The sequence below is a fragment of the Fructilactobacillus sanfranciscensis genome (genome assembly GCF_029023685.1).
Lineage (GTDB): Bacteria > Bacillota > Bacilli > Lactobacillales > Lactobacillaceae > Fructilactobacillus > Fructilactobacillus sanfranciscensis.
The window spans coordinates 1,015,757-1,029,800 of sequence record NZ_CP118925.1; the positions used below are offsets into that span (position 1 = coordinate 1,015,757).

Annotated in this window: 16 protein-coding genes; all 16 read right to left on the minus strand. The window is 34.8% G+C overall.

The annotated features are described in order from the left end of the window. Entirely contained in the window at positions 1–657 is a 657-nt protein-coding gene (locus PY770_RS05175) for a histidine phosphatase family protein (RefSeq protein ID WP_103428419.1), read from the minus strand. Positions 658–746: 89 nt separating this feature from the next. Next, positions 747–1,871 (minus strand): tRNA 2-thiouridine(34) synthase MnmA, encoded by a 1,125-nt coding sequence (mnmA, locus tag PY770_RS05180; RefSeq protein ID WP_041817879.1) that lies wholly within the window; start codon positions 1,869–1,871, stop codon positions 747–749. A 145-nt stretch (positions 1,872–2,016) separates the two neighbouring features. Next, positions 2,017–2,361: a hypothetical protein gene (locus tag PY770_RS05185; RefSeq protein WP_041817881.1), complete on the minus strand. Its 345-nt coding sequence runs from the start codon at positions 2,359–2,361 to the stop codon at positions 2,017–2,019. Further along, a complete protein-coding gene (locus PY770_RS05190; RefSeq protein WP_103428418.1) occupies positions 2,361–3,521 on the minus strand; it encodes a cysteine desulfurase family protein in 1,161 nt (386 codons plus the stop codon). The genes PY770_RS05185 and PY770_RS05190 overlap by 1 nt, the downstream gene beginning before the upstream one ends. A 14-nt stretch (positions 3,522–3,535) precedes the next feature. Continuing rightward, on the minus strand, positions 3,536–4,225 hold the full coding sequence (locus PY770_RS05195; protein WP_103428417.1) for a 5'-methylthioadenosine/adenosylhomocysteine nucleosidase: 690 nt from the start codon (positions 4,223–4,225) through the stop codon (positions 3,536–3,538). A 17-nt stretch (positions 4,226–4,242) separates the two neighbouring features. Continuing rightward, positions 4,243–4,509 (minus strand): hypothetical protein, encoded by a 267-nt coding sequence (locus tag PY770_RS05200; protein ID WP_139562233.1) that lies wholly within the window; start codon positions 4,507–4,509, stop codon positions 4,243–4,245. 9 nt (positions 4,510–4,518) lie between these two features. Next, positions 4,519–5,064 (minus strand): NUDIX hydrolase, encoded by a 546-nt coding sequence (locus tag PY770_RS05205; protein ID WP_103428416.1) that lies wholly within the window; start codon positions 5,062–5,064, stop codon positions 4,519–4,521. A 38-nt stretch (positions 5,065–5,102) separates the two neighbouring features. Continuing rightward, entirely contained in the window at positions 5,103–5,306 is a 204-nt protein-coding gene (locus PY770_RS05210; RefSeq protein WP_041817883.1) for a cold-shock protein, read from the minus strand. Between the two features lie 51 nt (positions 5,307–5,357). Continuing rightward, on the minus strand, positions 5,358–8,159 hold the full coding sequence (gene ileS / locus PY770_RS05215) for an isoleucine--tRNA ligase (RefSeq protein WP_103428415.1): 2,802 nt from the start codon (positions 8,157–8,159) through the stop codon (positions 5,358–5,360). A gap of 200 nt (positions 8,160–8,359) precedes the next feature. Further along, positions 8,360–9,031, minus strand: a complete 672-nt coding sequence (locus PY770_RS05220) for a DivIVA domain-containing protein (RefSeq protein ID WP_014082262.1) — start codon at positions 9,029–9,031, stop codon at positions 8,360–8,362. Between the two features lie 12 nt (positions 9,032–9,043). Further along, entirely contained in the window at positions 9,044–9,835 is a 792-nt protein-coding gene (locus PY770_RS05225; RefSeq protein ID WP_056957543.1) for a YlmH family RNA-binding protein, read from the minus strand. Continuing rightward, on the minus strand, positions 9,835–10,116 hold the full coding sequence (locus tag PY770_RS05230) for a YggT family protein (RefSeq protein WP_014082264.1): 282 nt from the start codon (positions 10,114–10,116) through the stop codon (positions 9,835–9,837). Before PY770_RS05230 ends, PY770_RS05225 begins: the two co-directional genes overlap by 1 nt. Further along, complete coding sequence (locus PY770_RS05235; RefSeq protein ID WP_225361218.1) at positions 10,100–10,531, minus strand: cell division protein SepF; 432 nt, start codon at positions 10,529–10,531, stop codon at positions 10,100–10,102. The genes PY770_RS05230 and PY770_RS05235 overlap by 17 nt, the downstream gene beginning before the upstream one ends. A 15-nt stretch (positions 10,532–10,546) precedes the next feature. Next, positions 10,547–11,749 carry a cell division protein FtsZ gene (gene ftsZ / locus PY770_RS05240; protein ID WP_103428414.1) on the minus strand — a complete coding sequence of 401 codons (1,203 nt, stop codon included), beginning with the start codon at positions 11,747–11,749 and terminating at the stop codon, positions 10,547–10,549. A gap of 16 nt (positions 11,750–11,765) precedes the next feature. Then, the gene (gene ftsA / locus PY770_RS05245; protein ID WP_103428413.1) at positions 11,766–13,130 is read right to left on the minus strand and encodes a cell division protein FtsA; all 1,365 of its coding nucleotides are present in this window, start codon (positions 13,128–13,130) and stop codon (positions 11,766–11,768) included. Positions 13,131–13,221: 91 nt separating this feature from the next. Next, positions 13,222–14,037, minus strand: coding sequence for a cell division protein FtsQ/DivIB (locus PY770_RS05250; protein ID WP_103428412.1), 816 nt, complete (start codon positions 14,035–14,037; stop codon positions 13,222–13,224). Between the last annotated feature and the right edge of the window lie 7 nt (positions 14,038–14,044).

Sequence of the window (14,044 nt, forward strand, 5' to 3'; positions counted from 1 at the left end):
TTAAACTAAATCTGATTTATCTAATTTATGCTTTAAGTATCCAGTTTCATTCCATTGTTTCATGGTAAAAGTTCTACCGGAGTCATGCGTTTCAATGATGGTAGTACTAGTGTTAGCTAGTCCCCCACGTTTTCGTAAATCTTTTAGAGGAACTCCCACTAAATCATTAATTAAAGCATTTAAAGCTGCCCCATGACTGACAAATAAAATATTATCATCGTCATTGAAATTTTTTGCTACTTCCATAACTTTACTTCTCATTCGCTTAATTAATTCGGGAAAGGTTTCTCCCCCAATTTCACTGGGGTCATAAAGATCGGGATGATTTCTAAAGTTATCGAAAGTTTCAGGGAATTGTTTCTTTGCTTCTTCAAACTTCATCCCTTCCATTTTACCTAATTTAAATTCCTCTAACCGATTATCTAATGACAAGGGGACATTATTATTAAGCTCAGCTTTAATGTGCTCTGCTGTAATTCTAGTTCGTTTAATCGGACTTGCATAAATGTGCTTAAATTTAACTGGGTTAAGATATTTTCCAACTAAAGCCATTTCAGTATAACTTTGTGGTAATAGAGGGGAGTCTCCCCCAGCACCCTGGTAGCGGCTTTCAAGGTTCCATTCAGTTTTTCCGTGTCTAACAAAGTATAAGTTCATGGCTTCCATCCTAAATATTAATATACTGCTATTATGCCAGTTTATTCATTGATAATCAAAAAAGCTCGACTGAAAAGTCGGGCTTTTACTTATACATATTGTAATTCTTTTTGGTCTTTAAACGCAGCATCGATTGTTGCATAACCAAGACATTCATCACCATCATAAAACACCACGGCTTGTCCTGGAGTAACTGCTCGAGCTGGGTCATCAAATTCAACTTTAACTTGTTTTCCATCATCTGATAAATGCACTGTCACTGGAACATCGGTTTGACGGTAACGGAACTTAGCGGTACAACGAAAATCGTTTCCACGGTCGTTACCATCTACCCAAGAAACATCAGAGGCGGTTAAATAATCAGCATAGAGGTATGGATTTTCGTAACCTTTGCCAACGTACAAAATGTTCTTAGAAAGATCTTTTCCAATCACGAACCAGGGACGATTATCTTGTCCGTCTCCCCCAATTCCAAGCCCTTTTCGTTGACCAATAGTGTAATACATCAACCCAACATGTTCACCTTTCACTTCTCCATTCATTGTCATCATCTTACCTGACTTGGCAGGAATATAGTTACTAAGAAATTGGTTGAAGTTGTTTGGTCCAATGAAACAAACACCCATTGAATCTTTTTTGTCAGCTACATATAGATTAGCTTCATGAGCAATTTCCCGAACTTCCGGTTTAGTCATTCCACCAATTGGAAACATGACCCGATCAAGTTGTTCTGCAGATAATTGGCTTAAAAAATATGTTTGATCTTTGTTTAAATCAGTAGAGCGTAACAAATGGTTCTTACCATTTTCGTCTCGTTTTAATTGTGCATAATGTCCCATCGCAATGTAATCTGCACCTAAATCCATTGCATAGTCTAAGAAGGCTTTGTACTTTACTTCAGTATTGCATAAAACATCAGGATTTGGCGTTCTGCCTCGACGATACTCATCAAGGAAATACGTAAAGACACGGTCATAATATTCTTTTTCAAAATTAACCGAGTAATATGGGATTCCAATTTGATTAGCAACATGTGCAACATCTTTAAAGTCTTCTGTAGCGGTACAGACACCATTATCATCAGTGTCGTCCCAATTCTTCATGAAGACCCCAATTACATCGTATCCTTGTTTTTTGAGCAAATAAGCAGCTACTGACGAATCAACTCCCCCACTCATTCCAACAACGACACGGGTTTTACTATTATCTTTCATAACATCACCATCATTCTTATAGATTCAGAAATCCACGATTTGAAGGTCGTAATTCCAGTACAATCTATCATACGATATAGAACGCCCGGCTTGCAAGTGATTATAATTAATAAAAAAGAAAACCACGAATGATTTTCTCAGTTACTTATGATTTAATAAATACCTTTCGCAATATAAAATTATCCATCAAAAAATCAAATTGAGTTCTTTCATTTTCATACTTATCAGTTGAAAAAATATCAACTTCTTTCAACTCTGAACCATCCACAACAGATAACTTAAATGATTTTAAATCCTGTTTAATCATCACTTTTAGTTTAATTGATTTTTTAAGATAAGGTGAATTAGGATCTAATGAACGCTTAAATTCAAAATTACCATTCCGCGTTTTTGTAAAACCTAAATCACTTAAGGTAAATAATTTTAATTCAGAACTAAGTTGATATTGGTGATCATCACCCTTTAATCTTACTACTTCGTTAAATGCCATTATCTTGCCCTTCTTTTGTTTAAACGTTCTACAATTTTAGCTGTAGTTTCAATAAAACCATTTACATCCGCTTCAGTGGTATATCTACCAAAACTAACCCGAATTGATTCACTAACCCTTGGATTATCCTTACCATACATTGCAATTAAAACATGTGAAGGCTCTAAATTACCAGCGGTACAAGCTGATCCACCAGAAATTGCATAACCATCCAAATCAAGATTATTTTGCATGACATAAGTTGAAATTCCTTTAATCCACAAATTTAAAACATGTGGTGAACTATTGGTATCTAAACTTCCATTCACATCAAAATCAACCTTGTGAGCTTTCAATCCCGCGACAATTTGTTGTTTAAAGCCACGAAAACGTGTTTCTCGTTTGGCTTTTTCCGTTGGCATTAAAGTCTTAACCGCCGCCGCAAACCCTGCAATTCCGGGCACATTTTCCGTCCCAGCCCTTCGCTTTTCTTCTTGATCGCCACCTAAAACAAAACTAGTGAATTTTAAACCATCTTTTCGGTATAAAAATCCCATCATTTTTGGACCATTAATTTTGTGGGCTGAAGTTGATAATAAATCAATGTGATCACGTTTAACATCAATATCAGTCAACCCATAGGCTTGCACTGCATCCGTATGGAACCAAGCTTGGTGGACTTTTAGCAACTCACCAATTTCATGAATTGGCATGATACTTCCCACTTCATTATTAACTGACATGATGGAAACTAAAATCGTGTCATCATCCAACGCATCCTTTAAATCATCCATTGAAATTTGCCCGTTTTCATCAACTGGCAAATAAGTAACACGAAATCCATGTTTCTCTAAATAATGCATAGGTTTTAAAATTGCTTCATGTTCAACAGCAGTGGTAATAATATGCCGCCCCAGTGTTTTTCGTGCTTCTGCCGTTCTAAGGACAGCCGTATTATCACTTTCACTCCCACCAGAAGTGAAAACAATTTCGTCATCATCGGCATTGATACTTTGTGCAATTACATGTCGACTATCTTCCAAAACTGCTTTAGCTTGCCGGCCCAATCCATATAAAGTTGAAGCGTTTCCAAATAATTTTTTATATTTATCAGTTAATTCAGTCAAAACTTCATCTGAAATGGGCGTTGTTGCTGCATTATCTAAATAAACTTCACTCATAGTTAACCTTCTTTTTATTTTTCAAATAAATTCAAAAGCATTTGTGCTGATTGGTGTCCAGCTTGAACAAGAAATTCAGAAAAACTTTGATTGGCATCCTCATCACCAGTATCTGACATTGCTCGTACTACCACATAAGGTACATTAAATTGATGTGCAACTTGACCTACAGCAGCACCTTCCATTTCTCCAGCTAAGACATCGGGGAAATGTTTTTTAATTTCAGCAACCATTGCTTTTCCAGCAATAAATTGATCACCAGTCACAATCAACCCATAGTGAACATTCAAGCCACTATCAGTTGATGCATTACCAATTTTTTTACCCCACTCAGAATCAGCTTTAAATCGAGCTGGTTGACCAGGTAATTGACCCCACACTTCACCATCAGCCGTACAATTAACGTCGTGATAGGCTGTTTCAGTGGCAATGACAATGTCACCAACCTTTAAGCCATCGCCAATTCCAGCGGCTGATCCAGAATGAATCATTACATCAATCTTAAAATTGGTTAGTAATAAAGCAGCAGTGATTCCAGCTTCAACTTTTCCAATTCCTGATTTAACCAACACAACGTTTTTCCCATTAATCGTTCCTTTGTAAAAAGGAAGCGTACCAATTGTAATTTCTTCTTCATTTTCAAGGGCGTCTTTCAATTCCTTGATTTCCTCGTCCATTGCACAAATAATTCCAAATGTTTTCAAAAGTCTACTCCTTTTTATTAACCCATAAATCGCATAATTAATAATACTAAAATCAATAATAAAGCTAAAATAAAAATTGCAACATTCAAACGGCGACCAAGTCGTTTTTGTTTAAATTCAGACGTGTCACGTTCTGAACGACTGCCTACAGTTGCTTGTCCAGAAAGATCTTTGTCCAACTCATCTTTAAAATGATTTAGTTTATTTCTACCGAAAATATGATGTTTTTTTTTTAATTGTGATCTAGTTAGCCCCTCATTTTGTTGATCATTTTCGTCATTCATATCATTTTCCTACTTTTGCATTAATTCCCAGTATTGAATCGCCATAATCGTTTTACCATCAACAATTTTACCATCGTTAATTAATTTTTTTGCTTCTGGTAAAGTATATTCAACTAATTCTAAGAATTCACCATTATCACGTGGAAGTTCCTTTTCAACTGGTACGAGATCAGTAGCTAAGTATAAATACATATATTCATCGGCAAATCCAGCAGAAGTGTAAAAAGAGTATAACTCTCGAATTAATTTGGCATCATAGCGAATTTCTTCGTTCAATTCTCGCTGTACTGCATGCATTTCATTACCTTTATCTCGTTCATCCAACTTACCAGCTGGAATTTCAAGTAAAACTGCTTTAGCAGGTTCCCGCCACTGTTTTTCTAAAATGATTTTATTATCGTCTGTAATTACTAGCATGGCAACTGCTTCTGCATGATGAACAACATCACGGTGAGTAATTTCACCGTTAGCCAAACGGACAGTTTCCTGTTCAACTCGAATGATTTCACCATCATATTTTAAATCACTTTTAATTTCGGTTTCTTTTAAATCCATGATTTCCTCCATGCCTAAAATTAGGTTTTCTTAGATTATTAACGAGCTAATTCAATTTTAGCAGCTTGAAATCCTTGTTCGCCTTTTGCTTTAACAAATTTCACTACATCCCCAACTTGAATGGCCTTGGGTGTTCCTGAAATAATACCAGTAATATGCATAAAAACATCATTACCTTCTGGATCAACAATGTAACCAAATCCACGTGAATTATCGTAACTTTTAATTTTACCTTCCATCATAAACCTCCGTAAAAACAAAAAAATCGGGACAAAATCCCGATTTTTGATTAGTTATTCTTCAAAGCCAGTTGTGGCAGTTTCTGGGAATTCATCACGTACAATTTTAGCACATCGTGCACAAAATTCAGGATAATCCGCATCACTACCAACATCAGTCTTAATCAAACGACAACGTTCACAAACTTTACCATCAGCGTGTTGCACTTCGATAGCAAATTTATCACCAAAAGTAGTTACATCATCTTCAGCATCTTCAATTGATTTAATTTCAAGTTCGGAAACCATCAAAATTTGGGCAACATCAACATTTAAGTCAGCCAAAGCTTTTTTGGTATCTTCATCAACATATAAAATTAGCTTAGCTTCTGAAGGTTTACCAATTACCTTATCATTTCGTGCATCTTCCATGGCCTTTAAGACGTCTTTTCGGAAGTTAAGAAAATTATTCCATTCTGCTGTAACTTCTTTTTCGTTAGCAAAATGTTTTGGTTCTGGCATTTCAGATAATTGAACAAATTCTTCTGGTTCTTGCAAGAAGCCCCAGATTTCTTCCGTCGTATGTGGCAAGATTGGCGTTAATAATTTAGTTAAAGCAACTAATGCTTCGTACATAACTGTTTGCATCCCACGACGACGTTTGTCATTTTCTGCATCTATATAAAGAATGTCTTTAGCAAAATCTAAGTAGAAAGCTGATAGGTTAGCTGTTAAGAAAGTCATGATCTCTTTGTTAATTGCCATGAAATCATAGTTATCATAAGATTTTTTCACGTTTTCAATTAAGTGATTTAATTTAACCAACATATATTGATCAACGGAAGTTAACTCATCATATGAAATTGAGTCCTTTTCTGGATCAAAATCACTGGTGTTAGCTAATAAGTAACGTACTGTATTCCGAATCTTCTTGTATGAGTCACCAACGGTTTTAAAGTTACCCATTGAAACGCGAACATCAGCTGATGTATCAACACTTGTAACCCAAAGACGGATAATATCGGCACCCATTTGTTTGATAACCTCTTCAGGTGCAATGGTATTTCCAAGTGATTTACTCATCTTGTGACCTTTACCATCAAGGGTAAATCCTTGTGATAGAAGATTCTTGTAAGGTGCGATTCCATCGTAAGCAACACTGGTAATTAAACTAGAGTTAAACCAACCACGATATTGATCAGAACCTTCAAGGTATAAATCAGCTGGATAAGTCAATTGGGGACGTTCTGCTAATACACCTTGATGTGATGAGCCAGAATCAAACCAAACATCCATAATGTCGTTTTCTTTGGTAAATTTACCATGAGGAGAATGTTCGTTAGTATAACCATCAGGAAGTAAATCTTTGGCTTCACGTTCAAACCAAACATCTGACCCATATTTTGCAAATAAATCTGCAACATGGTCAATGACATCTTTATCCATGATTGGTTCGCCATCTTCGCCATAAAAAATTGGAAGTGGAACACCCCAAACTCGTTGACGAGAAATTACCCAATCCCCACGGTCACGAATCATGTTGTAAAGTCTTTGTTTACCCCAACTTGGATTGAAGTTAACTGTATCAATGGCATCAAGAATATTTTGACGAATCTTAGATACGGAAGCAAACCATTGTGGAGTTGCACGGTAAATAACTGGTTTCTTAGTTCTCCAGTCAAATGGATAACTATGCTTATATGGCATGTAGTATACTAATTGACCTTGTTCTTTAAGTTTATCTAAGGCAATTTGATTAGCATCTTCATAGAAAACACCAGCAAAATCAGGACCGGCTTCTTTGGTTAAGTAACCTTTATTATCCACTGGAGCAAAGATTGGAAGACCATATTGTTTTCCAATGATGTAATCGTCTTCCCCATAACCAGGAGCGGTATGCACAAGACCAGTACCTGCATCATTGGTCACAAAATCACCAAGCATAGTAACTAACTTTTTACTGCTATCAAATGGATGTTCAGCAAGCACATTTTCTAATTCTGCACCCTTAACGTTTTTAAGAACTTTAACGTTTTTCCAACCAAACATTTCTACATCTTTATCTAATAATTCAGTATCTAAAACATATTTCTTAGGATCATCATCATGTTGTACAACCGCATAATCAAAATCGGCTGAAATTGTAATTCCTTCTGAAGCAGGAATCGTCCAAGGTGTCGTAGTCCATACGACCATGTATGTATCATCATTGTCTAAGACACCTTTACCATCAACCACTTTTTCAGCAAAGAAAGCTGATGGTGATTCGACATCATGATATTCAACTTCTGCTTCAGCTAAAGCAGATTCAGATGACCATGACCAAATAACTGGTTTTAATCCTTTGTAAATTAAACCTTTTTCTGCCATTTTCCCAAACACACGTACTTCAGCTGCTTCAAATTCAGGCATTAAAGTAAGGTATGGATTATCCCAATCACCTTGTAAACCTAAACGTTTAAATTCAGTTCTTTGCCGATTGACTTGTTCTAAAGCATAATCATGACATAACTTTCTGAATTCATTGGTCGACATTTTTTTGCGATCATAACCAGCTTTTTTAAGTTGTTGTTCGATTGGAAGACCGTGAGTATCCCATCCTGGAACAAAAGGTGCACGAAAACCGTTCATTGATTTGTAACGAACGATAAAATCTTTGGTAATCTTATTCATGGCATGACCCATGTGAATATCACCATTGGCATATGGAGGACCATCGTGAAGTACAAATGATGGTTTTCCTTCGTTTAATTTTTGACGTTGTTGATAAAGTTGGTTATCTTCCCAGAGTTTTTCTCGTTCCAACTCTTTTACAGGAAGATTTCCACGCATTTTGAATTTGGTTTTACCAAGATTCAAAGTATCTTTGATTCGCATAATTTTACTCCTTAAATGTACAAAAAGACTCCGTCTACAAGGGACGAAGTCTTCGTGGTACCACCCAATTTTAGAATCGCAAGCGATTCACTCATTGTTTACTATTTAATTATTATTAAAGTGATCTTCAATTTAATAGTGACTATTGGGCTTACACCGAATCCCAATTCGCTTAAGTATTAATAAATTGCTTTCCGTCTTTAATATAATGTTCTCACTTCACCACTAGGAAGAATAAGTACAGTAGGTTTTAAATAACTACTTTTTTCAATTCCCTTTGGTAAAGTTTGATTACTTCCAGAGTTTACACTTTGGATAACTCCATTGTCAAGGTTTTCAACAGATAATTTAATCGTATCTAAATTTTTATAATCAATTCCGTCAACTAAATCAGTCCACTCAGAATTTTTAGCAAAATCTAATTGACTTTCTAACATACCAATCATTTTTTGCCGGAAAGATTTCAACTGTTCGCGATAATCATTAGTTGAAATTGCTAATGCAGCTGTTTCTTTAGAGCTTTCAGTAATTGCTCGATTAGCTTCTGACGTAGCATTTTCAATTAGTTCATTCGCTTTGCTTTGAGCAACCGCAATTGTTTCTTCAGCATCTCGATTAGCTTGTTTTCGTAAATTATCAGCTGCTTCTTGGGCAACTAAAATAGAAGAATTTAAAGCATCTTTATGATTATCATAATTGGTTAACTCTACAGAAATTTTCTTTACTTTTTCATTTAACCGTTCATTTTCATCTTTTAGGATCTGATAGTCTTTGGTTACTTGATCAAGAAAATCATTAACTTCATCAATATTGTAACCTCTCATTTTTGTGTTGAACTTTTTCTTATGGATATCCTCAGCTGATAGTACCATGTAAATCCCTCCTTATTTGTTTTTTATAACTTGAAAAGTTACTTTATACTTATCTTTTTTTGAAAAACCGTTATTTGCAGTCATTTTAATTCGACCGTGTCCGCGAACTGAAATTAAATCGTGAACTGCAATATCATAATCCGGCTTATTATATGTAAACCAATTGAGACGCACTTTTTCATGCAGAATCAATTCTTTAGCAACATTTCGTGAAATGTGAAAAACAGCAGCAATAATGACATCCATTCTTAAAGATGGCAACGTTAAATTAACCACCTTTGAATCATCAATCACATTTAAAACTTCGTTATTTGGCATTGAAACTAATTTAACTTTAATTCGACCAACTTGGTCAATTGAATTAATCAAATAAGGCGCCATTGATTTTTCAACTACCATTTCCCATTTTTCACCATCAGTAATAATGTCACCTAAAACATTTCTTTCAATTCCGGCTCCCATTACGGTTCCTAAAATTTGATTATGTTTGAGAGTAGCAAATTTAACTGGGTAATCAACTTTCAAAATTGCCAATTCAAAATCAGCAGATCGTGGTGAAAAATAATCCGGATAAATTAAGCCACGTTTCATTTCCGAATTAATATAACCACCATTGGATGCTAATCTGAGGTTGGGGTACCGATTAACTAATGTTTGTAATAAATAAATCTCCCGACCATTTAAAAAATCAGTTAAGATCGGACGATACTCAGTGTTAGCACGTTCAATCCAGTCACTAGCTAATTGCATAAATGGAATTTCACTTTGCCGAAAATGTTGTTGAACGTTCTCGTTAATTTTCATTACATTGCCAATTTAATTAAAAAATTAGTAATTCCAACGACTCCATACTGGATAAACCATAAAGCAATAATTGCTACCATGGGACCAAAGCCAATCATTCCCAGATGGATAAAATTAAAATAATTAAGAAACGGTTCAACTAATCGATTAATTAAACGACCAAGCCAGGAATCACTTGCTCCTGGGAACCAAGATAATAGTGCCCAAATTACAATCAAAAAAATATAAACGTTAATAGCATAATACAATAAAGTTCCAATTAAATTAATTGCTGTAATCATTTTTATTCTCCAAACGTTTGTTAAATCGTTGCTTTACGTCACCATCAATCGCGAAATTTTTGGGTGCACAAAGATAAACATGTTCATCAATTTGTTGAATGCTACCATCAATTGCAAACACAGTTCCGTTAAGAAAATCAACAATACGACGAATTGTAGCTGGCTGAACATTATTCATTTTGATTAGAACAGCATTTCCACTCATTAATTTGTTTGAAATGCTTTTAGCATCAGCAAAAATACGTGGCTCCATAATATTAATCTGACTATCGGGAATTCTATTTTCTGTTATAGAAAAAACCTTCCTTGGATTAAGATTAGGTCTTCCATTAACATTTCTATTTAAATTTTCATAGTTTTCATTATCAGCCTCATCTGGCATTCCAAAAAAACTATTAAAAATATTTTTTGCCATGACTACACCTCACTACTAATTGTTACGGTATTTAAAATTAAATGGTGGAATATCATCATTTGAATTATCACCATTATCATCATCTTCAGAGGTTTTAAATGGTTCAAAATCCTTCTTTTCAACGTTAGCAAAACGACGATCAACAGTATCATTGTTCTGAGAATTATCTAAGCTAGGACTAACTGGTTTAGTTGGTTCAACTACTTGATTATTTGATTTAATTGAAGTGTTAAGTCCCGGTGTATTTACAATTGGATTTGAATCATCATCAATTCCTGTTGCAATCACTGATACACGAATTTCATCACCCATGTCTTCATTAATTGAAGTACCAAAAATAATGTTTGTATCATCCGAAGTGGCATCACGAATGATATTTGCAGCATCTTGTGCTTCAAAAATTCCTAAATCAGTTCCACCAGTAATGTTTAGCAATACTTGCTTAGCACCATCAATTGAAACCTCAAGTAATGGTGAATTAATTGCCTTTTTAGTTGCCTCAGCAGCTCTGTTTTCTCCAGTTGCTGAACCAACACCCATTAAAGCAGTTCCTTTGTCTTTCATAATGGTGGTAACATCAGCGAAATCAAGGTTCACGTATCCAGGACGAGTGATTAAATCAGAAATTCCTTGAACACCCTGACGCAAAACGTTATCAGCATCATGTAAAGCACCTAAAAATGTGGTCTTCTTATCGGCCATTTCTAATACTTGATTATTTGAAATAACAACCATGGTATCAACATTTTGTTTTAATGCTTCAAGACCTTCACTGGCATTATGTGAACGAGCTGGTCCTTCAAAAGTAAAGGGACGAGTTACAACTGCAACGGTTAAAGCACCCATGCCTTTAGCAATTTTAGCAATAATTGGAGCAGCACCGTTACCAGTACCACCACCCATTCCAGCAGTAACAAATACCATGTCAGAGCCTTTTAGAGCATTGGTAATATCTTCTTGACTTTCTTCGGCTGATTTTGCACCAACTTCAGGATTAGATCCAGCTCCTAGACCTTTGGTTAATTTAGGTCCAAGATTAATTTTAATTTCAGCCTTAGAATCATTTAAAGCTTGAACATCAGTGTTAGCAGCAATAAATTCTACTCCTTTAACACCATCTTCAATCATACGGTTAACGGCGTTTCCACCACCACCACCAATACCAATAACTTTGATGTTAGCTCCTTTGTTAGCATTTTGATCAATTGAGTAATCCATTATTTCATCCTCCGAGTCATTCAAAGAAATTCTTTAAAGCAAATCTTGACTTTGCCTTTTTGGATTTCTTATCATGTTTTTTTAGTTTTTTTAGTGAAGCAAAGATACCTTCATGATCTTCTTCATTTGTTCCAGTAACCTGTGGGGTTTCACGACGTGTTTGTCTTATTTCTTCAACTGTTTCATTTTCTTCAGTTAACGGTTCTTCTAAGTAAAAATTATCATCAAAAGCAGAACGAACAACCTTAATAATTTCATCCATCTTATTTGCATACTCTACTAAAGCTAGAGCATTTGCAAACGATGCATGCCGAATTCCCATTTGGTTAGGGGTATAAATTCGGACATTAACACCAAATGTATTTGCAGCTAATTCCGCAATTCCAGGCATTGAAGAAACACCACCGGTCATTACGATTCCACCAGGCATTCCTAAAGCATTAGCTTCAACAAGTTTATCACGTAGGCGTCCAAAGATTTGATCCAAACGAGCTTCAATAATTTGTGCTAGCAGTTTCTCTGATACGTTTTCTGGTTGACTTTTACCAACAATGTCAACTGGAAAATTGTTTTCAGCAGAAGCTTGGTCGACGTTAGCAAATCCATATTCATTCTTAATGTTTTCGGCATCTTTAAATGACGTACCAAGTACTGATGAAATATCTTTAGTAATGAATTGACCACCTTCATGGTCAACATCAACGTACTTAAGTTCATAATTATGAATGACAGCAGCAGTTGATTGACCACCACCAAGATCAATTAAAATTGTTCCAAAATCTTGTTCTGGATCACTAAGAATTGTCCGGCCTTCAGCTTCAGCACTTACCAACATCATATCAATGTTTAATCCAGCTTTTTCAACTGCTTTTCTCACATTATGTATAATTGTTTTGGGTCCGGTAATAATCCGACCTTCCAGTTCAAGATGTGATCCCACCATTCCACGTGGATCAAAAATTTGATCAAAACCATCAATTTTAAATTCTTCTGGAATTAAATCAATTAATTCGCGTTCTTGCGGAATATTATTAGTAATAGCGGCTTGCGCAACATCAGCAATATCTTGGTTATTAATTTCTTGAGAACTATCAGGAAGATTAATCATTCCTGAACAGTGACTAATTGAAATTTTATCAGCTGGCAATCCAACAACAACACTACTAATTTCAACTCCAGACTTTGTTTCAGCCTGAGAAATCGTTTTTTTAATCGCTTGAGCTGCTTTATCAATATCAACAATAATCCCCCGACTAACGCCAGCAGACTCTTCATTTCCAAATCCAATTACACTAACTAGTCCATCAACTTGTTGAGCAACAATGACTTTGATTGAAGTTGTTCCAATATCCAAACCAATGTAAATATCTGAATCATTCATGCTTTGGACCTCCTACTTATCTAATGGTACCTTTAACTAATATATAGCTTAAGTTTACCATATAATAGAATTCATTTTAAAAAAGTATACATTACTTAATTGGTGTTGCATATGCCCCATATTCCATATTTACAACACTTGGCCGTTTTAATGTTGTTTTGATGCTTGGATAATATGCCATTTTTTTTGCTAATTGATCATTTTGTAAAACAACTTGATTTCCATCGTTTAAATACACTTTAACTTTTTGAGGATCATCAACGGTCGTTTCTTTTTTTACTTCTTTGACATCTGCCTTTAAATCATTGGGCAATTTTTCATATTGAAGTAGAGTAGTCTTAATTCGTTTTTTATTTGAAAATCCCTGTAAAATAAGCACATTCTTTTTATTGTTAATCGAAGCGGGTTGCTTAACCGTCTCACCACGATCATTAACCGGATAATAATGACCATCGTGTTTAAAATATGCATAAAAATCATAAAATTTAATTTTCAAAATAGCTTCGTTATGCCTTTTCCAGTTGATTTTTACATTTTTTACATTAATATCATTTTGTTTAACCAGCTTAATAACTTTTGGTTCATTAAGCTTAACCATCATTAGTGAGTCTCCAACTTGAATTGGTAAATTATTTTTTAGTTGATTTTGATCTTGTAAAGCCTCAATGCTAATATTTTTCACTTTACTATATGGAGAAACAAAATATCCTGAAATTAAAGCAATTATTATAAAAAATAAACATAGTGGTAAAGCCGTTTTAAAAATAAGTCGACGTCGATACTTTTTTATTTCTTTATTTTTTCTTCCAACCCGTAATCGACTATTTTTTCTCACTTTTTTTTCAATATATTTATTTAAATGTTCATTTTCGATAGGATCATTAGAAAACTGCTGGTCTTCTTTCATAAACTCA